The sequence below is a fragment of the Desulfatiferula olefinivorans genome, assembly GCF_054657895.1.
This window is the reverse complement of record NZ_BAAHXV010000032.1, coordinates 20099-41571: the sequence shown is the minus strand read 5'-3', so window position 1 is coordinate 41571 and position 21473 is coordinate 20099. Positions and strand designations below refer to the sequence as shown.

Annotated in this window: 20 protein-coding genes; 16 read left to right on the top strand and 4 right to left on the bottom strand. The window is 61.4% G+C overall.

Going from position 1 to position 21473, the window contains the following annotated elements:
- Nucleotides 1–82 precede the first annotated feature (82 nt).
- From ACYQ11_RS17720 to ACYQ11_RS17705, 4 genes are read right to left on the bottom strand one after another with little or no spacing between them, the layout of a single operon-like run.
- On the bottom strand, nucleotides 83–1363 hold the full coding sequence (locus ACYQ11_RS17720; protein WP_459925148.1) for a Ni/Fe hydrogenase subunit alpha: 1281 nt from the start codon (nucleotides 1361–1363) through the stop codon (nucleotides 83–85).
- Entirely contained in the window at nucleotides 1360–2118 is a 759-nt protein-coding gene (locus tag ACYQ11_RS17715; RefSeq protein ID WP_459925147.1) for an NADH-quinone oxidoreductase subunit B family protein, read from the bottom strand. Before ACYQ11_RS17715 ends, ACYQ11_RS17720 begins: the two co-directional genes overlap by 4 nt.
- A gap of 13 nt (nucleotides 2119–2131) precedes the next feature.
- The gene (locus ACYQ11_RS17710) at nucleotides 2132–3043 is read right to left on the bottom strand and encodes an FAD/NAD(P)-binding protein (protein ID WP_459925146.1); all 912 of its coding nucleotides are present in this window, start codon (nucleotides 3041–3043) and stop codon (nucleotides 2132–2134) included.
- A complete protein-coding gene (locus tag ACYQ11_RS17705; RefSeq protein WP_459925145.1) occupies nucleotides 3040–4086 on the bottom strand; it encodes a 4Fe-4S dicluster domain-containing protein in 1047 nt (348 codons plus the stop codon). Before ACYQ11_RS17705 ends, ACYQ11_RS17710 begins: the two co-directional genes overlap by 4 nt.
- Before the next feature lie 388 nt (nucleotides 4087–4474).
- Between ACYQ11_RS17705 and mraZ the strand changes: the two genes are divergently transcribed.
- The 16 genes from mraZ (at nucleotide 4475) to ftsZ (ending at nucleotide 21452) form a co-directional block, all read left to right on the top strand.
- Complete coding sequence (gene mraZ / locus ACYQ11_RS17700) at nucleotides 4475–4918, top strand: division/cell wall cluster transcriptional repressor MraZ (RefSeq protein WP_459925144.1); 444 nt, start codon at nucleotides 4475–4477, stop codon at nucleotides 4916–4918.
- A gap of 3 nt (nucleotides 4919–4921) precedes the next feature.
- Nucleotides 4922–5860, top strand: coding sequence for a 16S rRNA (cytosine(1402)-N(4))-methyltransferase RsmH (gene rsmH / locus ACYQ11_RS17695; protein ID WP_459925143.1), 939 nt, complete (start codon nucleotides 4922–4924; stop codon nucleotides 5858–5860).
- Complete coding sequence (locus ACYQ11_RS17690) at nucleotides 5857–6147, top strand: hypothetical protein (protein ID WP_459925142.1); 291 nt, start codon at nucleotides 5857–5859, stop codon at nucleotides 6145–6147. Before rsmH ends, ACYQ11_RS17690 begins: the two co-directional genes overlap by 4 nt.
- Before the next feature lie 3 nt (nucleotides 6148–6150).
- Complete coding sequence (locus tag ACYQ11_RS17685; protein WP_459925141.1) at nucleotides 6151–7893, top strand: peptidoglycan D,D-transpeptidase FtsI family protein; 1743 nt, start codon at nucleotides 6151–6153, stop codon at nucleotides 7891–7893.
- The gene (locus ACYQ11_RS17680) at nucleotides 7890–9377 is read left to right on the top strand and encodes a UDP-N-acetylmuramoyl-L-alanyl-D-glutamate--2,6-diaminopimelate ligase (protein ID WP_459925140.1); all 1488 of its coding nucleotides are present in this window, start codon (nucleotides 7890–7892) and stop codon (nucleotides 9375–9377) included. The genes ACYQ11_RS17685 and ACYQ11_RS17680 overlap by 4 nt, the downstream gene beginning before the upstream one ends.
- On the top strand, nucleotides 9367–10788 hold the full coding sequence (locus ACYQ11_RS17675; RefSeq protein WP_459925139.1) for a UDP-N-acetylmuramoyl-tripeptide--D-alanyl-D-alanine ligase: 1422 nt from the start codon (nucleotides 9367–9369) through the stop codon (nucleotides 10786–10788). The genes ACYQ11_RS17680 and ACYQ11_RS17675 overlap by 11 nt, the downstream gene beginning before the upstream one ends.
- A gap of 7 nt (nucleotides 10789–10795) precedes the next feature.
- Nucleotides 10796–11875: a phospho-N-acetylmuramoyl-pentapeptide-transferase gene (gene mraY / locus ACYQ11_RS17670; RefSeq protein ID WP_459925138.1), complete on the top strand. Its 1080-nt coding sequence runs from the start codon at nucleotides 10796–10798 to the stop codon at nucleotides 11873–11875.
- Between the two features lie 7 nt (nucleotides 11876–11882).
- A complete protein-coding gene (murD, locus tag ACYQ11_RS17665; protein ID WP_459925137.1) occupies nucleotides 11883–13247 on the top strand; it encodes a UDP-N-acetylmuramoyl-L-alanine--D-glutamate ligase in 1365 nt (454 codons plus the stop codon).
- Nucleotides 13240–13470 (top strand): hypothetical protein, encoded by a 231-nt coding sequence (locus ACYQ11_RS17660; protein ID WP_459925136.1) that lies wholly within the window; start codon nucleotides 13240–13242, stop codon nucleotides 13468–13470. The genes murD and ACYQ11_RS17660 overlap by 8 nt, the downstream gene beginning before the upstream one ends.
- Nucleotides 13471–13474: 4 nt before the next feature.
- Nucleotides 13475–14599 carry a putative lipid II flippase FtsW gene (gene ftsW, locus ACYQ11_RS17655; RefSeq protein WP_459925135.1) on the top strand — a complete coding sequence of 375 codons (1125 nt, stop codon included), beginning with the start codon at nucleotides 13475–13477 and terminating at the stop codon, nucleotides 14597–14599.
- Nucleotides 14586–15713, top strand: a complete 1128-nt coding sequence (murG, locus tag ACYQ11_RS17650) for an undecaprenyldiphospho-muramoylpentapeptide beta-N-acetylglucosaminyltransferase (RefSeq protein WP_459925134.1) — start codon at nucleotides 14586–14588, stop codon at nucleotides 15711–15713. The genes ftsW and murG overlap by 14 nt, the downstream gene beginning before the upstream one ends.
- A gap of 9 nt (nucleotides 15714–15722) precedes the next feature.
- A complete protein-coding gene (murC, locus tag ACYQ11_RS17645) occupies nucleotides 15723–17114 on the top strand; it encodes a UDP-N-acetylmuramate--L-alanine ligase (protein ID WP_459925133.1) in 1392 nt (463 codons plus the stop codon).
- Nucleotides 17115–17117: 3 nt separating this feature from the next.
- Nucleotides 17118–18068, top strand: coding sequence for a UDP-N-acetylmuramate dehydrogenase (gene murB, locus ACYQ11_RS17640; protein WP_459925132.1), 951 nt, complete (start codon nucleotides 17118–17120; stop codon nucleotides 18066–18068).
- Nucleotides 18040–18891, top strand: coding sequence for a cell division protein FtsQ/DivIB (locus ACYQ11_RS17635; protein WP_459925131.1), 852 nt, complete (start codon nucleotides 18040–18042; stop codon nucleotides 18889–18891). The genes murB and ACYQ11_RS17635 overlap by 29 nt, the downstream gene beginning before the upstream one ends.
- Nucleotides 18892–18920: 29 nt before the next feature.
- The gene (gene ftsA / locus ACYQ11_RS17630; protein WP_459925130.1) at nucleotides 18921–20147 is read left to right on the top strand and encodes a cell division protein FtsA; all 1227 of its coding nucleotides are present in this window, start codon (nucleotides 18921–18923) and stop codon (nucleotides 20145–20147) included.
- 120 nt (nucleotides 20148–20267) lie between these two features.
- Complete coding sequence (ftsZ, locus tag ACYQ11_RS17625; protein ID WP_459925129.1) at nucleotides 20268–21452, top strand: cell division protein FtsZ; 1185 nt, start codon at nucleotides 20268–20270, stop codon at nucleotides 21450–21452.
- Nucleotides 21453–21473: the final 21 nt, after the last annotated feature.

Below are 21473 nucleotides of genomic sequence, written 5' to 3'. Positions count from 1 at the left end.
CTTTGCCGTCATGTGATGACGTTTTACGAGTTCATCAACCTGTGACGGCTTCGTAAAAAATCCGACGGCGATGGCCGTCCGTTCAATGGACCGAGCAGGACAGACAGGGATCGTAGGCGCGGACCAGCATGGTGCAGAGACGCTCCAGATCCGGATCGGGCACGCCCCGGGCGGCGAAACGGTCGACCAGACACCGGATGTCATGGTGAATGGCGGCGTTGTTCTGGGTGGTCGGGACCACGCAGTCGGCCCGGACCAGTGTCCCCCGGCCATCGTACTCGTAATAATGAAAGAGAATCCCCCGGGGGGCTTCCACCACGCCGATCCCCGATCCGGCCCGGGGCCGGATTTCCGGAGCCATGACGTCCCAGTGTTCGGCGGCGAGCAGGGAGTCGATCAACCCGATGATTTCATGGGCTACATGCACACATTCCACCAGCTGGGCCGCATGATTCATGAAGGGGTTGTGACAGACGGGCTCAAGGCCCAGGGCTCCGGCAAGCCGGGCCGCCTCCGGATGAAGCAGGCGGTGGTTGTTGTTCACACGGGCCAGGGCCCCCACGGCATAGGATTCCCGGGACAGCCGGGTCCACTTGGACGTGCTGTGGGGAACCGTGTATTCGTTGGTGACGGCCCGGTAGTCTTTCCGGGCGGCGCGGACCCCGTCGCTGGACATCAGATCCCCATCCGTAAAGGGATAGGTCTGCCGCCCTTCCAGGGACACGAACTCGGTTTCCCGGACAAAATCGGGAATCCGGCAGGCAGCGAAAAGATCCGCCACGGCCTGGAGATCCCGAAGCACGGTGTCTGTCAGTTCCCGTTTCAATTCCAGAAGAAACGATCTTGGCGGAACGGCGCTCATCCCTCCCACCTGGAAAGTGACCGGATGGGTGGTGCGACCGGCCACCCCGTCGCAGATCCGGTTGGCCGCGTGTTTCACCCGGACGGCCAGGTTCACGACCTCGGGCCGCGAGTCGATCAGGGGCACCACGCCGGGCTCGCCGAAAAAATCCGGGAGCGCCAGAAACAGCAGGTGGAGCAGGTGGCTTTGAAGCAATTCCCCGTGTTTGGCCAAAAGACGCAAGACCCTGGCCTGCTCCGGCACCCGAATGCCGAAGGCGCTTTCCGTGGCCGTGAGGCTGCACAAGGCGTGGCTAATCGAGCAGATGCCGCAGATCCGGGACGCCAGAATCGCCACGGACGGATACGGCCTGTTTTTCAGCATCACTTCAAAAAAACGGGGAGACTCCACCACCTCCCAGCGGGCCTCGACGACCCGTCCGCCTTCCACCCGAACCCTTATGTTTCCGTGCCCCTCGATCCGCGTCACATGGCGGACATCCACATTCACATCGATTTTCATGGCATTTGGACCTCCCCGAAAGCGCCGAAAAACGCCAGACGCTCGTTGACGTCCCGGCGATCCCCCCCCTTGTCGCGGACGGCCTGGAAAAAGGCCTCGTAGTTGGGCTCCCGGCAGGGTCCCCGGCACCCCCAGCACCCCAGGCCTCCGGCCGGGCAGGGAGCCCCGCACCCCGCCTGGGTAACGGGACCCAGGCAGAGCATCCCTTTGTCGAACACACAGGTGGTGAAACGCTGCCGGCATTCCAGGCAGACCGGGTAGGCCGGCAGATGAAAAGGCGTGCCCCAGACCAGATGGCGGATCAGCGATTCGACCTCCTCCTTGGACACCGGGCATCCCGGAATCATCAGGTCCACGGCGACCACCCGGGACAGAGCCCGGGCCGGACCGCCGGCCACGGGAAGGTCGTTGTAGACGTCCCGACCGGCCGCCTCCTTATCCACCGCATGTTTCAGCGTGTTGACCCCGCCGAAGCAGGCGCAGCTGCCCAAAGCCACCAGCACCTCGGCCCGGGCCCGGATGTCCCTGAGGCGCTGCACCTCCTCATCACGGGTCACGGCGCCATCGATCAAAGCGATCTCGTAATCGTCCCGGCATGTGGACGAGGCTTCGCGGAAGGCCGCAAGGTCGACGGCCTTCAAAAAATCAATCAGGGTGTCCTCCTTGTTGACCAGCTGAAGCTCACACCCCTCGCAGCCGGTGAAATCGAACACCGCGATCTTCGGCTTTTTGGCTCTGACGCCCAGATAGTTCATGCCTCCCGTCCTTTCAGATAGCCTCTTTCAGATTCATCACCGACCAGTAGTCAAACACCGGTCCGTCCAGACAGGTATAGGTGGAGCCGATGTTGCATCGGCAACATTTGCCCATGCCGCAGTGCATGCGGCGTTCCAGGGACACAAACATCCGGTGCCGGGGGATGCCCATGTCGTTCAAGCGGTTGCACACAAAGGTGAACATCACCGGCGGGCCGCAGACGATGGCGTAGGTGTCCTCGGAATCGATCCTGATATCATCCAGAAGTCGGGTGATCCTTCCCACGGGGCCGGTCCAGGTCTCATCGGGGGTTTCGACGATCACCTTAAGATCGATGCCGTCGATGCGGTGCCAGGATTCGTACTGGTAATCGAACAGAAGCCTTCTCGGATCACCGGCTCCGTAGAGAATCGAAACCGGACCGAAGTCCGCCCGGTTTTCGATCACATGGCACAGGGGCGCCCGCAAGGGAGCCAGACCCAATCCGCCGGCGATCAGGAGGACGGCATGATGCTTCATCCGCTCCATGGGGAAATGGGTGCCGAACGGTCCGCGAATGCCGACCACGGCTCCCGGCCGGGCGCTGTGGAGGGCCCGGGTGACCGTTCCGGCTTTCCGGATGCAGACCTCGAGAAGGCTCTTGATCGACGGCGAACAGGAGATGGAAATGGGAACTTCCCCGTACCCGGGCACCTCGATCATGATGAACTGCCCGGGCAAGAAGGTAAAACGCTCTCTTTCGGCGGGATCGACCAGTCTCAGCTGAAAGAGCTTTTCCTGGTCGGTCAGGCGGATGATGTTGGTAAGCTCCGCCCGGAAAAGCCGATCCACGTCTTTCAGCCGGCTTCGTCGGTTGAAATCGAGGGGCTCCGTCATGTCCGCCTCGCGGGTGATGTCGTAGGCATGGACGATCGTCCGGCTCATCGGGTGTCCTCCATCTGAAGGTCGCGAATGACCGCGACGGGGTTGATGCCGGAAAGACAGGCGTCACCGCAGCGGTTGCACCCCACGCACATGGGTTCCCCAAAGGATTCGACGAATCCCCGGTGCTGGTGGTAGTACCGGTACTTCAAACGGGTGGCCCGACCCGGCCTGAAATTGTGACCGCCGGCCACCTCCGAAAAATCCCTCACCGTGCAGGCATAAAGCTCCTTGATTTTTTCCCCGGAGGAAAAATCCATGGCCGGCCGTTCATGAACGCCGTAACAGTAGCAGGTGGGGCAGACCATGGCACAGGTGCCGCAGCCCATGCACCGCTCCCCCCATTTGTCCCAGACCTCCGATTCGAACTCGATATCCAGGATCTCCGAGAAATTCTCCACCCGGACCGCCGGCTCATGGCGGAGGGAAAAGGCGTTGCTCCGTTCCCGATAGGCCTGACCGTCGTCGGGGGTGATGTCCCGGGCCTCGATCCGGGTGATCAGGTCGAAGCCACGCTCGGACCCCACCTTGACGAAATATCGGTCCCCGATGTCCGTGAGGAACAGATCGAAGCCGTGGGTGACCGTGTGGGTCCCCATGGCGGTGCAGAATCCCCCCGGGCAGAGTTCCGGGCAATCCAGCCCGATCACGAAGGTATTTGCCCGGCGGGACAGGTAGTAGGGGTTCGGAAAAGGTCCCTGGGCCATAACCTTGTCCAGTTTGATCAAGGCATTGATGTCGCAGGCATGGAGACCGAAAATCACCCGGGGCTGAATCCGGTAGCGGATGGTCTGCTCCCAGCCTCCGGCGTGAAAGGTGAAAGACGACAGAGTTTCCCGGAAGGGGATGAAGTAGGTCTTGGCCGAGTATTCCGTTTTCCCGTAGGTGAGGTCCGCCTCCGCAAAGTCCTCCAGGGGAAGGAACTGATAAATGCTCCGCCCCCCCGGTGTGATCGCGACCCGCTTGGGGCCGACGCACTCCACCCCCTTTAACTGGACATCGAACAGGGTGCTCAGATCCTGTTTCCCGATCGTTTTGAAAATCATGGATCCTCCCCGGCCCGGACCATGGGGCGGTCCGTGACGATTAGGGGTGATACGTCATGACATTGAACGGTAAAGGCGCGGCAGCAGGTGATTGAAAATGGGCCTGGTCAGCATGTTGGGGTTCGCAGATCGAATCGACATGAGATTTCTTACTATACACCATGGCCCCCCGTTGATCAACCGCGGCTTCGAAAAACGGATGGGGCAACCCGCCCCCGCCCGGATTCGCATCATACAACCACTTTACTCCACCACCTTTAACAGTAATAAATCATTAAAAAAATTAAACTCGCTTATATTTTTGTCTTGACTCTTTTATAGAATTCTGTACTTTTATACCATTACTGTGAATCAAAGTGGATGCACGAGGGAAGCGAGGACCCATTTTATGTTCCGAGGAAGTTCAACCCACACCTGTGACCCGAAAGGACGACTGATCGTGCCGTCCCGGTTTCGTGACGTCATCGGTGCGGGCGGGGGTGAGGGCATGATGATCACCACCGGAACGGCCCAGGCCCTGTTCGCCTACACCTACGACGGGTGGAAAGAGGTCGAACGCCGTATCCTGGCCTCGCGGAGTCCGAACAACACCTTCATCCGACGTTTTTTTCTGGGTAATGTCCTGGACTGCGCCTGCGACAAGCAGGGCCGGGTTTTGATCCCCAAAAACCTGAGAGACTACGCGGGGATCGACAAGGACATCATGCTGGTGGGCCTGGTCGACCACTTCGAAATATGGTCCCTTGACCGCTGGGAAGCCGAAAACCGGAAGATGTTCGAAAAGATTCAGAGCGGCGAGCTTCAGAACGAGCTGGCCGACCTGGGTCTTTAAGCCATGGCCTTCACCCACATTTCCGCCATGCCCGAGGAGGTCCTGCGTTACCTGGACCCCAAACCGGGCGGGACCTATGTGGACGGCACCCTGGGCGGTGCGGGCCATGCCCGGGCCATCATCGACCGGATCGGCCCGTCCGGGCGGCTCATCGGCATCGACCAGGACATGGACGCCATTGACAACGCCGAGAAAATCCTTCGGCCGGCGCATCCGGGCATCCGTCTCGTTCACGGCAATTTCGCCGATCTTCCGGACATCCTTTCGGATCTGGGGATTGACGCCGTGGACGGCATCCTGATCGACATCGGCCTGTCCCAGAATCAGCTTGAACGAAGCGGCCGGGGATTCAGCTTCATGAAAGACGAACCCCTGGACATGCGGATGAACGCCGAGGCGGGAACCCGGGCCGCCGATCTGGTCAACGGCCTTTCGGAGAAGGAACTGGCCGATCTTTTTTTTACGCTGGGAGAAGAGCGATTTTCACGCCCCATGGCCCGGATGATCGTCAGGGAACGGGAGGCGGCCCCCATCGAGAGCAGTGCCCGGCTGGCCGAGATCATCACCCGGGCCATGCCGAAAAAGGCGGCCGCGACCCAGAAAATCCATCCGGCAACCCGGGTGTTCCAGGCCCTGCGGATTGCCGTGAATGACGAACTCGGCCGACTGCGTTATTTTCTTGACCATTTCGTGGAGATTCTGTCTCCCGGGGGAAGACTGTGTGTGCTTTGTTTTCATTCCCTGGAAGACCGGCTGGTCAAGGAAAAATTCCGGGAACTCGAAGGGGGCTGCACCTGCCCCAGAGATTTTCCGGTCTGTGTGTGCGGACAAACCCCGAAGGTCCGGTGTCTGACCCGGAAAGTGGTCCGGCCCACCGACCTTGAAACAGAGCGAAACCCCATGGCGCGGAGCACCCGTCTCCGGGCCTGTGAAAAACTATGAAAAACAGTGACGGACAGCCCCGACGGGGCAGCACCCTCCTCTGGGTCGTCTGTGTGCTCCTTCTGACCGCGGAGCTTTTCGTGTTTACCTGGAGCAGGGTTCAGTGCAGGGCGACGGCCTATGAGCTGACCCGGAGCCAGGACGAACACAACCGGCTGCTTTCACTGGAAAAGAAGCTGAGAATCGAGAGGGCCCATCTGATGGCCCCGGACCGGATTTCGGCCCTGGCATCACGGAACCTGGGGCTTCAGATGCCGGAACAGAACCAGATTATGACGATCAGGTAGGACATGATGACCAGAGAACACACCGCCATACAAAACAAAACGATTGTGATGGGCTGTCTCTTCAGTATCATGCTGCTCGTGATTGCCGGCCGGGCCGTTCATCTTCAGGTCATCCGGAGCGACTGGCTGACGGCCCGGGCCGAAGCCCAGTACCAGCGGTTTCTGGTGGCTTCCGGCAAACGGGGCACGATTTACGACGCCAACCGCCGTGAACTGGCCGTCAGTCTGGAGGTCATGTCCATCGGAGCGTTTCCCGAACAGATGAGCGACATCGAAGGCGCCTCGAAAACCCTGGCCGGAATCCTGGATCTGGACGCCCGGAGCCTGAAGAAAAAGCTGGAAGACAACCGGTCCTTCACCTGGGTCAAACGCAAGGTCCCGCCGTCGGACATTCAGAAAATCCGTGAGGCCGGGATCGCGGGCCTGGAATTCATTCCCGAACACAACCGGTTCTACCCCAACATGGGGCTGGCCGCCCAGGTCCTGGGGTTCACCGGTACCGACGAAAAGGGCCTGGAAGGGCTGGAATTCGAATACAACCGCGACCTCGAGGCCGCCTCCGACAAGTTCATCGTGACCAAGGACGCCCGGGGCCGGCGATTCAACAGCAACGGCAGCCGCATCACCGGGTTCAGCGGCAACAATCTGGTGCTGACGCTTGACAAACGGATCCAGTTTATCGCCGAAAGTGCCCTCAAGGACGCCGCCGAAGAATTCCAGGCGCCCACGGGTATCGCGCTGGTGATGGATCCGGACACCGGCGCCCTTCTGGCCGTGGCCCACTACCCGGAATTCAACCCCAATGTGTTCGGCCAGTACGACCGGAGCCTCTGGCGAAACCGGGCCGTGACAGACCCTTACGAACCGGGATCGACCCTCAAGGTCTTTCTGGCGGCGGCGGCCATCGATGCCAACGTCTGCTCGCCCAACTCGATTTTCTATTGTGAAAACGGGACCTACCGGATCGGCCGGGACCGGGTCAAGGACACCCATCCCCACCAGTGGCTGTCGCTGCAGCAGATCATCAAGTTTTCAAGCAACATCGGCGCGGTCAAGGTGTCGGAAATCACCGGCCGGAAAGTCCTGTACAAGACCCTGACCAGTTTCGGTTTCGGGCACCGGACCGGCATCGACTGTCCCGGTGAAACGGCGGGCATCCTTTCAAATTTCAACACCTGGTCGTCCATCGACACCGGGGCCATTTCCTTTGGTCAGGGCATTTCCGTCTCCGCCGTGCAACTGCTGACCGCCGTGTCGGCCATCGCCAACGGCGGCAAGCTGGTCCGGCCCTATCTGGTCAGCGCCGTCACGGCCCCCGACGGCAGCATGGTCGAATCGTTCGGCCCCCGCACGGTCCGCCAGGTGATCCGGCCGGAAACGGCCGCCAAGGTCAAACAGATCATGGCCACCGTGGTCACCGACGGCGGCACCGGAACCAATGCGGCCCTGTCCCGGTACACGGTCTGCGGCAAAACCGGCACGGCCCAGAAAATCGACCGGACGGGAAACTATTCCACCGAGCACTACACCGCCTCCTTCGTGGGCTTCGCCCCGAAAAATCACCCCCGGGCGGCGGTGCTGGTCATTCTGGACGACCCCAAAGTCAACCACTACGGCGGCGTGGTGGCGGCCCCGGCCTTCCGGAGAATCGTTCACGAAACCCTGAACTATCTTGAAGTTGAACCTGAAACCGGCGGTAATGAAGCCGCCATTCTGCTGGCACAGAGACAAGAGGTCAAACGGTGAAGCTCTCCGATCTGCTCACGCCCGACATCCGGGCCCTGGCACCGCCCGACGGGTCACCGTACCCGACGGGAGAGGACCCTGAGGTGACCTCCCTTCACGACGACTCCAGGACGGTAAGACCCGGAGGCCTTTTTGTGGCCGTTCCGGGTCTTTCGGTCGACGGCCATGCTTTCATCAAAGATGCCGTGGCCCGGGGTGCCGTCGCCGTCCTTTCCGAAAAAGCGCCCGACGCCTGCATGATCCCTCTTTTCCGCGTCACCGATTCCCGCAAAGCCCTGGCCCTTGCGGCCGCGGCCTTCTACGGTTTTCCCTCCGCGTCTCTCCATCTGACGGGCGTCACCGGCACCAACGGCAAGACCAGCACCACCTACCTGATCGAGGCGATCTTCACGGAAGCGGGCCTCACGCCGGGCGTCATCGGCACCGTCAATGTCCGCTACGCCGGAGAGGTCTTCGACAATCCCATGACCACCCCGGATTCCCTGCATCTTCAGCGGATCCTGTCGGACATGAAACGTGCGGGCGTCAGCCATGTGATCATGGAGGTCTCGTCCCACGCCGTGGACCTGGGCCGGATTGCGGGCCTGTCCTTCGATACCGGAGTCTTCACCAACCTCAGCCAGGACCATCTGGACTACCACGGCACCATGGACCGGTATTTTGACTGCAAGGCCCGGTTCTTCACCGACCACCTGCCTGCCGCCGCCGCAGCGGGCAAACGGGTGCAGGCCGTGATCAACCTCAACGATTCCCGGGGACGGGACCTGAAAAACCGCCTGACCCTTCCGGTGCTGACCACGGGGGGACCGGACGCAGACGTGCATCTCCAAGACGCGGAACTCGACATCCGGGGCATCCGGGGAACCCTCGTCACGCCCCGGGGCAATGTGGCCATCGCCTCATCGGCCATCGGCGCCCACAACCTGGAAAACATCCTGAGCGCCGCCGCCGCGGCCCTCGCCGCCGGCGTTTCCCTCGATGCCGTCGCCCGGGGCGTGCGGGCCTTCACGGTGCCGGGACGCCTGGAACGGGTGCCGTCCGACCGGAGTATCCACGTGTTTGTGGACTACGCCCATACCCCGGACGGCCTGCTGAACGTCCTCAGGACCCTCAAGCCCCTGGCAACGGGACGCCTGATCACCGTGTTCGGCTGCGGCGGAGACCGGGACCGGACCAAACGCCCGAAAATGGGCGCCCTTGCCGAGACCTGGTCGGATCTGTGCATCGTCACCTCGGACAACCCCCGGACCGAAGATCCGGACGCCATTATCCGGCAGATCCTTGACGGCATGACCGGAAACGGCCGTGTCGTCGAACCGGACCGGCGCCGGGCCATCAATCTGGCCATCGCATCCGCAAGGCCCGGAGACACGGTTCTGATCGCCGGCAAAGGCCACGAAACGTACCAGATTCTGAACACCGGCACCATCGCCTTCGATGACCGGATTGAAGCGGGAAAGGCGCTTAAAGCCCATGCTCACTGACCCCTGCCCCCTGCCCTGGACCCTTGACCGTCTTCTGACCGCCACCTGCGGCAAGCGGATCTGCGGGTCGGGGGCCATGACCTTTACGGGTCTGTCCATCGACTCCAGGTCCATCGACGCCGGGGACCTGTTTCTGGCTGTCCGGGGACAGAATCACGATGGGCACCGGTTTGTGGGCCAGGTGCTGAGCAAAGGCATCCGGGGCTTTGTGGTCGACCGGAACCGCACGGAGGCCATCGACCTGATCCGTTCCCTCCCGGACACCGTCTGTGTGGCCGTCGCCGACACCGTTGCCGCCCTGGGCGCCATGGGGGCCCTCCAGAAAAAAGAATCCGGCGTCCGGCTGGCGGCCGTCACCGGGTCCAACGGAAAAACCTCCACCCGTGCCATGACCGATGCCGTCCTCAGCCAGGCGTTTTGCACCCTGGCAACCCGGGGCAATTTCAACAACGAGATCGGCCTGCCCCTGACCCTGCTCCGTCTCTCGGCCGACCATCAGTGGGCCGTGGTGGAAATGGGCATGAGCGCCGCAGGTGAAATTGCGACGCTGGCCGGCCTGGCAAAACCCGAAATCGGCATCGTCACCAACGTTGCCCCGGCCCACCTGGAAGGCCTTGAAACCATTGACAACGTGGCCAGGGCCAAGGCCGAACTGATCGAGGCCCTTCCGGCCGACGGCCGGGCCGTGCTCAACATCGACGACCCCCGGGTGGCCGCCATGGTCTCTTGCTGTCCCTGTCCGGTGATCACCGTCGGGCTGACCGACGGCGCGACCGTCACGGGACAGAACATCCGGCTCGATCGGGGCCGGGTCCGCTTTGACCTGCACATCGGCGGCAAAAGCGCCCCCGTGACGCTCAACACCTCGGGACGGTTCATGGTGTCGAACGCCCTGGCCGCCGCCGGAGCCGGTCTGGCCGCAGGTCTCGATATACCCACCATCGCCCGGGGCCTGTCGTCCTTCGAGCCGGTCCACGGGCGCCTGGCCATCCGGCAAAGCCCCCGGGGCTTTCGGGTGATCGACGACAGCTACAACGCCAATCCCGGTTCCATGGCCGCGGCCATCGAAACCCTCATCGACCTCAAGGGGTCGGGCCGGGGGGTCCTGGCGGTCGGCGACATGAAGGAACTGGGAAACGACTCCGACACCCTCCACCGCAGCATGGGCGCCTTCGCCGCCGCGGCCGGGGTCGACGGCATCTACGGTTTTGGAGACAAAGCGGCACTGATCATCGAGGAAGCCGTCCGCCGGGGCATGGATGCCGCCTCGGTGTTCACGGGTACGAAACAGGATATTGTCGCAGCCCTCAAAGACCGGCTTGGCGAGGGCGACTGGATACTGGTCAAGGGCTCACGGTCCATGGCCATGGAAGAGATCGTCACGGCACTCATGGCACCGAACGGAGATTAAACCCCTTATGCTTTACCATCTTTTATATTCCCTGCACACGGAGATCACGTTTTTCAACGTGTTCCGCTACATCACGTTCCGGACCATCTATGCCACGGTCACGGCCTTTCTGATCTGCTTCCTCCTGGGGCCCTTTGTGATCCGGACCCTCCAGAAAATGCAGATCGGCCAGTACATCCGCAAGGAAGGCCCCGAAAGTCACTACGACAAGGCCGGCACCCCCACCATGGGCGGTGTGATGATCATGGCGGCCGTCATGGCGGCCACCCTGATGTGGGCCGATCTGACCAACCGATACGTGTGGATTGCCCTGCTGTCCGTGCTGGGATTCACCCTCATCGGGTTTACCGATGATTACCTGATGCAGATCAAGAAACGCAGCAAGGGACTGGGAGCCCGGTCCAAGCTTCTGATGCAGATTGCCATGGGCCTTCTGGTCGGCTGGCTGACCTACACGACCCCGGAGTTCTCCACACGGGTCACCATCCCCTTCCTGAAAAACGTCAGTCCCGATCTGGGGATCTGGTACATCTTCTTCGCCGCCTTCGTGATCGTGGGGACGTCCAACGCCGTAAACCTCACCGACGGCCTCGACGGGCTGGCCATCGGGCCGGTGATCATCAGCGCCGTGACCTACATGCTGTTCGCCTACGTGACCGGACACATGAAAATCGCCGAATACCTCCAGATCGCCTACGTCCCCCACAGCGGGGAGATCACCGTGCTGTGCGGGGTCATCGCCGGAGCCGGGGTGGGATTTCTCTGGTTCAACGCCCATCCCGCCCAGGTGTTCATGGGGGACACCGGCTCCCTGCCCCTGGGAGGCATCCTGGGCACCATCGCCGTGATCACCAAACAGGAAATTCTCCTGGTCATCGTCGGCGGGCTGTTCGTCATCGAGGCCCTGTCGGTGATTCTCCAGGTCGGTTATTTCAAGATTTCCAAGGGGAAGCGGATCTTCCGCATGGCTCCCCTTCATCATCATTTCGAACTCAAGGGATGGCCGGAACCCAAAGTCATCGTCAGGTTCTGGATCGTCTCCATCATGCTGGCCCTCCTTGCGGTCAGCACATTGAAAATAAGGTAGCAGGGCCATGATCAAACTCAACGGAAAACGCATTCTCGTGGTGGGCCTCGCGCGGTCAGGCGCCAGCATCGCCCGGTTTCTCACAGCCCGGGGCGCCCAGGTCACCGTGACGGACAAGGCCCAGGCCGAAATGCTGGGCACCCTTCCCGGTGAAATGGCCGATCTGGGCATCCGCATCGAGTTGGGCGGCCATACCCAGGAAACGTTCCTGAACACGGACCTGATCGTCCTCAGCCCCGGCGTGCCCCACACCATTCCCCAGGTCCGTCAGGCCATGGATTTTTCCATTCCCGTGATCGGCGAAGTGGAACTGGCCTACCAGTTCATCAAGGAACCGATCATCGCCGTCACGGGGACCAACGGAAAAACCACCACCACCACCCTGATTTCACTGATGCTGGACGAGTCGGGCATCAGCGTCTTCACGGGAGGAAACATCGGCAACCCTCTGACCGAATACGTGGCCCAGGGCCGGACCTGTGACCGTGTGGTGGCGGAACTCAGCAGTTTCCAGCTCGACACGATCAAAACATTCCGGCCGGCCGTCGCCGTGCTGCTCAACATCACCGAAGACCACCTGGACCGCTATGCGAACTTCGACGCCTATGCCAGATCCAAGGGCCGGATCTTCGAAAACCAGGAAAAAGACGACATCGCCATCATCAACGGGGACGACCCCACGTCCCTGTCCCTCGGCAAGGTGCTCCAGAACCGGAAATACATCTTCGGCGCGGGGGGATCGGGCTATTCGGCCGTGATCAGCCGTAAAAAGATCACCTTCAACCTGCCGGGCAAAGACGCCATGGCCCTCGACCTGTCCCGGACCCGCCTTCCGGGCAGCCACAACCGGGAAAACATCGCCGCGGCGGCCCTGGCGGCGCTTTCGGCCGGGGCACGCCTTGATGCCATCCAGCAGGTGGTCGACACCTTCGAAGGCCTGCCCCACCGGATCCAGCATGTAGGCACGGTCCGGGGCATCGACTGGTACAACGATTCCAAGGCCACCAACATGGATGCCGTCATCCGGGCCCTGGACGCCTTCGAGACGCCCCTGGTCCTGATTCTGGGCGGCCGGAACAAAGGCGGCAACTTCCTCCAGCTCAAAGACCGGCTTCTCAAGTACACCCGCGCGGTGGTGGCCATTGGGGAGTCGACCAAGGAAATCAAGAGTGCCCTGTCTCCCTTCATCCGCATCATCGAGGCCCAGAGCATGGAACAGGCCGTGAGCCTGGCCTACGCCGAAGCCCGGGAGGGGGACAAGGTCCTGTTTTCACCGGCCTGCTCCAGTTTCGACATGTTCAAGAACTACGAACACCGGGGCCGGGTGTTCGCCGACGCCGTCAAACACCTGAAGGAGGATGTCCATGCATGAGAAGGTAAACGACGGACAGGGCCTGAGCCCGTCCGATGCCAAACTGCTGATGTGCGCCCTGCTTCTGTGCGGCGCCGAAGATGAAATCAAACCCGCGTTTGCAACGGACCTGAAAATTTCCGATTCCCGTCGGGTGGACGAGGCCGTGCGCGCCGCTTACCGGGCCATGGTCCGGCCCGACGCGAACCCTTACGATTCAACCTTTAAGATGAAAAGGATCTGACCCTATGGCCCAGGCCGGTTCATCCAGCGATGTCATGTCAGGATTCGACGCCCCCCTGTTCCTCAGCGTGCTGTTTCTCACCGGGGTGGGTATCGTCATGATCTACAGCGCCAGCTCGGCCATCGCCAACGACACCTACGGCAACGGGTATTTCTTTCTCAGGAAGCAGACGCTGTTCTCGGTGCTGGGCGGCCTGGCGTTGCTTGCCGCCGCCATGGTCCCCTACCGGATCTACCGGCCCCTGGCCTATCCGATGCTGGCCTTTGCCGCCGTGCTTCTGGCACTGACCCAGATCCCGGGATACGGCCACAGCGCCGGCGGCGCGGCGCGCTGGATCCGTCTGGGGGGCCTCACGGTTCAGCCCTCGGAATTCGCCCGTTTGGCCATGATCATCTACCTGGCCTACAGCCTGTCCAAAAAACAGGAACGGGTGCGGGAGTTTTCCATCGGATTTCTTCCCCATGTGCTGGTGATGCTGATGCTGGCGGGGCTGATCATGATCCAGCCCGATTTCGGCTCCGTGATGATTCTGGGACTGATCTGCTGGATCATGATGTTTCTGGCCGGGGTTCCCATGAAATACCTGGGCGGTTCCCTCCTGGCCCTGCTGCCCCTGGCCGTGGGCATCATGATCAGCGCCAGCTACCGGGTCGAACGCCTGATGAGCTTCCTGGACCCCTGGAAACACCAGACCGACCAGGGTTACCAGATCGTTCATTCCCTGATGGCCTTCGGGTCCGGGGGGATTCTGGGCAAGGGACTGGGCAACGGCCACCAGAAACTCTTTTACCTGCCCGAACCCCACACGGATTTCATCTTCTCGGTCATCGGCGAGGAACTGGGGCTCTGGGGCGTGCTGCTGCTTTTGATCGTCTTCGCCGTGGTCATCTGGCGCGGACTGATCATCGCCATGAACACCGAGGATGTGTTCGGGTCCCTCCTGGCCGCGGGTCTGACCCTGTCCATCGGAGTCCAGGTCACGATCAACATGGGCGTGGCCATGGGCCTTCTCCCGACCAAGGGGCTGACCCTGCCGTTTTTAAGCTACGGCGGCAGTTCGCTGATCATCAACATGCTGGCCGTGGGCATTATTCTCAACATCGGAAAGGGCAGCCATGGACGAGCCTAGCATCAACATCCTGATCGCCGGCGGAGGGACCGGGGGCCATCTGTTCCCCGGCATCGCCATGGCCCGGGCCTTTCAGAACCGCAATCCGGAAAACCGGATTCTGTTCGTGGGCACAAACCGCCCCTTTGAGACGTCCATTCTGGCCGCCGAAGGATTCGATCACCAGGCCGTCCCCGCCGCGGGGATCAAAGGGCTGGGGATCTTTAAAAAAATCAAGGCGCTGTTCATTTTGCCCCGGTCGCTGTGGTGTTCCATCGGCATCGTTCGGCGGTTCAAGCCCGACCTGGTCATCGGGGTGGGCGGCTACTCATCGGGTCCCGTGGCTCTGGCCGCGCGGCTGATGGGCCGCATCGTGGTGGTTCAGGAACAGAACATCCTGCCCGGCGTCACCAACCGGTTGATCAGCCGGTTCGCCCGACGGATCCACGTGTCTTTCGGGGAAAGCCTGGTGTATTTTCCCCACAGCAGGCCCCTTTTGACGGGAAACCCCGTGCGCACCGTCATTTTAGAGGCCCGGGAACGCCGGAAAAACAGATCACACCAGGGCGGCCGGTTTACCGTCATGGTGGCCGGCGGCAGTCAGGGAGCCCACCGCGTCAACACGGCCGTGCTCGAGGCCCTGCCCCTGCTCGATCCGGGCGAAGGCTGGCAGTTCATTCACCAGACCGGTGCGAACGACGAAGCCCTGGTCCGGGAAGCCTATGAAACATACGGCCTCACGGCCCGGGTCCAGGCCTTTTTCACGGACATGGACGCCCAGTACGAGGCGGCCGACCTGATCGTCTGCCGGGCCGGAGCAACCAGCATCGCTGAAATCACGGCTATGGGACTGCCGTCGGTGTTGATTCCCTTTCCCTACGCCGCCGACGACCATCAGGTGAAAAACGCGGTCAGCCTGGTGAACCGGGGTGCGGCGGAAATAATCACCGAGGATCAGCTTACGGGTGAACGGCTGGCCGAATGCCTTAAGTATTTCAGGACCCATCCGGACGAGCTGGCCATGATGGCCGAGAACGCGGACGCCTGCGGCAGGCCCCGGGCCGCCGAAGACATTGTCGATGACTGTTACGCACTGATCGGGGACGGCGAGAGAGCCGCCCTTGCGATGGAATAAGGACGCATCATGTATCAGAAGGAATACCATATTTATTTTGTCGGCATCGGCGGCATCGGCATGAGCGGCATCGCCGAGATCCTGCTCAAGCTGGGCTACCGGGTGTCGGGTTCGGATCTCAAACTGACCGACATCACCCGGCGTCTTTCAAGCCTCGGCGCCACGATCTTTGAAGGTCACCGCGCCGAGCAGATCGAGGGCGCCAATGTCGTGGTCACCTCCAGCGCGGTCAAGAAGGACAACCCCGAGGTGGTTGCGGCCAAAAAGAACCAGATCCCCATCATTCCCCGGGCCGAAATGCTGGCCGAGCTGCTGCGGCTCAAGTACAGCATCGCCGTGGCCGGCGCCCACGGGAAAACCTCGACCACCTCCATCACGGCGGCCATTCTTGAAAAGGCGGGCCTCGATCCCACGGTGATCATCGGCGGGGTACTCAAAAGCGTGGGCTCGAACGCCATGCACGGTTTGGGGGAATTCATCGTGGCCGAGGCCGATGAAAGCGACGGGTCCTTTCTGAAATTCTCGCCGTCCATCGCCATCGTCACCAACATCGACCGGGAGCACCTGGATTATTACGACAGCCTGAACAGCATCAAGAAAGCCTTCGTGAACTTCATCGCCCGGGTGCCGTTCTACGGACTGTCGATTCTGTGCATCGACAGCGAATCCGTGCAGGAGATCCTGCCGGAGATCAAGGGACGCTATACCACCTTCGGGCTCAACACACGGGCCGACATCCAGGCCCGGAACATCCGCTTCGAAGGGCGCCGGAGCCATTTCACCGTGTTCCGCCTCGATGAGGAATTGGGCGACATCACCCTCAATCTTCCCGGCGTCCACAACGTGACCAACTGCCTGGCCGGCATCGCCGTGGGGCTTGAGCTCGCCATTCCCTTTGCAACCATCAAATGCGCCCTGGAAACCATCGAGGGCGTCAAACGACGGCTGGAACAAAAGGGCGAGGCGGACGGCGTGCTTGTCATCGACGATTACGGCCATCATCCCACGGAAATCAAGGCCACCCTTCTGGCGGCCCGGGAAAGCTGGCCGGACAAACGCATCGCGGCCGTGTTCCAGCCCCACCGCCACAGCCGGACCGCGGCCCTGTTCGACGAATTCACCCGGGCCTTCTACAACACGGACCGGCTTCTGGTGCTGCCGATCTACGCCGCGGGAGAAAGCCCCGTCGACGGGATCACCAGCGAGGCCCTGTGCGACAAGATCATCGAGCGGGGGCATGAAAACGCCTCGTACGCGGACAGCCTGGACACGGCGGTGGAGCTTCTGCTCGACGAGCTCGGACCCGATGACCTGCTTCTGACCCTGGGGGCCGGGAACGTGTACAAGGTGGGCGAAGACTATCTGGAACGCAAAACGTCACGGCAAACGGACAAGGACTAAGCGATGCCGATCACCGAGGACATCAGAGATCAACTGAGCCGTCGTTTCCCGGGCATTCTGGCCTTTGAGGAACCGATGAGCCGCCACACCTCGTTCAAGGTGGGCGGGCCGGCCCAGGTGTTCGCCTGTCCCCGGAGCCTTGAGGACACCGCGGCCCTGATCGGCACGGCCCGCAGCCTCGGCCTTCCCGTCATGGTGATCGGAGACGGCACCAACCTGCTGGTCAAAGACGGGGGCGTCGCGGGGCTGGTGCTCTGCCTGAAAGGTCTTCCGTCCGAGATCCTCACTCACGACCATCTCGACGGACGGATCACCGTTCGGGCCCACGCCGGAGTCAAAACCCGGGATCTGTGCCGCCTTTCCCTGAAAAACGGCTGGGACGGGCTCACCTTCGCCTGGGGCATTCCCGGCACCCTGGGGGGACACATCGCCATGAACGCCGGAACCCGGGACGGCTGCATGGGAAGGATCATCGATGAAGTTCAGGTGATCGACGGGGCGGGCAGGCTATCCGCGGTTGCCCGGAAGGACCTTTCTTTTTCCTACCGGCATCTGGCCTGGCCCGCAGGGCTTGAAGGACCGGTGATCGTGTCGGCGGTCCTGGGTCTGACCCGAGGCGATCACGATCAACTGGACAAGGAGGCCAAACGCCTGCTCCGGACCCGGACAAAGAGTCAGCCCCTGTCCCTGCCCAACGCGGGCTGCATTTTCAAAAACCCGGCGAACGGGGACCCGGCGGGAAAACTGATCGATTCGGCCGGACTCAAAGGCCTGAGCGTGGGCGGCGCCCGGATCTCCGAGCGGCACGCCAACTTTATTGTCAACGCAAACAAGGCCAGGGCAAAGGACATCCTGGCCCTGATCGCCACGGTCCGGGAGCGGGTCTTTTCCCGCTGGGGCGTGATGCTGGACACCGAGGTGCAGATTGTCGGCCAAGAAGAAACCGCTTCGTAAGAACACGTTCAAGACGCCGAAGAGAAAGCCCCGCCGGCGGCCGTCCCTTCGTATCCGGCCCATCCTTACCGGGTTTTGCGTCACGGCGGGACTTTCGGTACTGGCCCTTTGCCTGATGCTCGCTTACAGCGCCCTGACCCGGGCCGCGATGTTCAACGCCAGGCTCACGGCGGTGACGGGACTTGAGCGGCTCAGCGAAAATGAGGTGCTGCGGCAGGCCGGCATCCGGCAGAACGACAACATTTTCGCCGTCAACCTGAACGTGGCCCGGCAGCGTCTTTTGGCCCACCCCTGGATCAGCGGCGCCGACGTGATCCGGGAAGTCCCCGACGGGATTCTGGTCAGGATCAGGGAACACAAGGCCCTGGCCCTCATTGAAATGAACAGTAAGCGCTATCTGATGAACACCGGTGGCGAGATCTTTAAACACTATTCCGGGGAAACGGACACCCTGCCGGTAATCACCGGCTTTAACCCGGAAGACATCCATGTGGCTGGGAGGCAACCGATGAAGCATGAAACCAATCCGCACAAAGCCGTGATGAACATCGTCAAACTCGCGCAGGATCCCGATGGCCGTCTTCCTCTTTCCCAAATCAAGCAGATCCTCGTGGATCGGGAAATCGGCCTGACCCTTCTGGCCGACGGCCCCGTCCGGAGCATTCGGCTCGGTTACGGGGACTACGGCCCCAAGCTCGATCGTCTGTTCGACGTTCGGGATTATCTGAAAAAACAGGCGGGTCTGGTTAACTTCGACACCATCGACCTTCATCACATCAATCGTATCGTCGTTAAACCCATGGCTGCGGAAGCCGGCGTTTAACCGTTTTTTTGTAAAGCGAAGGAGGTTTTATGCAGCCCCAGGAAGACATCATCGTCGGTCTTGATATCGGCACCACGAAAATATGCGCGGTGGTGGGCGAGCGGTCCGGCGGCAAGATCAACATCATCGGAACGGGGACCCATCCGTCCATCGGCATGAAAAAAGGCGTGGTCATCGACATCGAATCCACCGTGGACTCGATCAAGAAAGCCATCGAAGAGGCCGAACTCATGGCCGGGTGCGAGATTTCCACGGTCTATGCGGGCATTGCCGGGGGGCATATCACCGGATTCAACAGTCACGGTATCATCGCCATCAAGGGCCGGGAAGTGACCCAGGCCGATGTGGACCGGGTCATCGAGGCGGCACGCGCCGTGGCCATCCCCATGGACCGGGAAGTGATCCATGTGCTGCCCCAGGAATTCATCGTGGATGACCAGCGCGGAATCCAGAACCCCGTGGGCATGGCCGGAGTTCGCCTCGAAGCCAACATTCACATCGTCACCGGCGCCGTGGCCTCGGCCCACAACATCATCAAATGCGCCAACCGTGCGGGCCTGGACGTGGCCGACGTGGTGCTCGAATCCCTGGCCAGCGGCGAGGCCGTCCTCACGGCCGAGGAAAAGGAGCTGGGCACGGCCCTGATCGACATCGGCGGCGGCACGACGGACCTGGCGATCTTTGCGGGCAACAACATCCGGCACACCTTCGTGCTGGGCATCGGGGGCCACCAGCTGACCAACGACGTGTCCGTGGGTCTCCGTGCCACCAAACTCGATGCCGAAAAAATCAAGATCAAGTACGGGTCCTGCCTGTCCGAAGGGATTTCGGCCAATGAAACCATCGAGATTCCCGGCATGGGCGGCCGGGAGCCCCGGACCCTGCCCCGCCAGGTCCTCGGCGAGATTCTCGAACCACGGGTGGAGGAGATCTTCACCCTGACCAAACGGGAAATTTTCAAGATCGGCCTTGAAAACTCCATCAACGCAGGCGTGGTGGTCACCGGGGGCTCGTCGCTCCTCCACGGCCTGACCGATGTGGCCGAATCCGTGTTCAACCTGCCCACCCGTCTGGGCAAGCCCCAGAACATCGGCGGGTTGGTGGACGTGGTCAACAACCCCATGTACGCCACCGGCGTGGGTCTGGTGATTTACGGCGCCAAAAACCAGATTGAGAACAAGTTCCGGATCCGGGACGAGAATATATTCAACCGCGTGATCAAGCGGATGAAAAAATGGTTCAGCGATGTGATCTGATACCGTAAAAAGCGGCATCAGACACCCAATTCAATGCCGTCCAAGGCGTTGGGCGGCATGGTTCAGTAACACCGGTGATCGTCCGGTGTTCATTCAACCCTTTACTTCGGAGGTGGGAAAATGAGTTTTTCGTTCGTTGAAGCTGAAAAATCAGCAAAAATCAAGGTTATCGGGGTCGGCGGCGCCGGCGGAAACGCCATCAACAACATGATCGAAGCCAAACTGGCCGGTGTGAAATTCATCGCGGCCAACACCGATGCCCAGGCCCTTGAAAATTCCAAGGCCGAAACCAAAATCCAGCTGGGCTGCAAGATCACCGAAGGGCTGGGTGCCGGCGCCAATCCCGCGGTGGGCAAAGAGGCGGCCATTGAAAATATCCAGAGCATCAAGGAAGCCCTCGAAGGCAGCCACATGGTGTTTATCACCGCGGGCTTAGGCGGCGGCACCGGTACCGGCGCGGCTCCCGTGGTCGCTGAAATCTGCAAGGAAATGGGCATTCTGACCGTGGCCGTGGTTTCCAAACCCTTCTCGTTCGAAGGCAAAAAACGCATGGCCCAGGCCGAACAGGGCCTCAGCGCCTTGAGGGCCCAGACCGACACGGTGATCACCATCCCCAACGACCGGCTCCGCAGCCTGGCTCAGAAAAAAGCCACCATGATCGACATGTTCCGCAAGGCCGATGAGATCCTTCACCATTCGGTCAAGGGCATCACCGACCTGATCATGCTGCCCGGTCTCGTCAACCTGGACTTCGCCGACGTGCGCACCACCATGTCCAAGGCCGGTATGGCCATCATGGGGATCGGCATCGCCACCGGTGAAAACCGGGCCAAGGAAGCGGCCGAAAAAGCCATTTCCCATCCCCTGCTCGAAGACATCTCCATTTCCGGCGCCAAGGGTGTTTTGATGAACATCACAAGCGGCAGCGACCTGACCCTGGAAGAAATGACCGAGGCCTCTGATCTGATCTACCAGGAAGTGGGCGAGGACGCCGAGATCATCTGGGGTCAGGCCATCGACGACACCATCGGGGATGAAATGCGCGTCACCGTCATCGCCACCGGTATCGGTGAAAAGCACAAGGCCGGTTCCATCCACAGCATGAACGACCGGGCCATGCGCGGGGTGCTGCGGGATGTGACCATGGCCGACATCAACGCGGGAGCCATGGACGAGCCCGCATACATCCGGAGAAACGTCGCCGTGGGGGAGTCGGGAAACACCACCCACCGGGGCATCAAAGGCATCATCCTGCACGAGGATGACCTGGAGATCCCGACGTTCTTACGCAAAAAAGCGGACTGACACGCCCGGGGCGGCCTGACT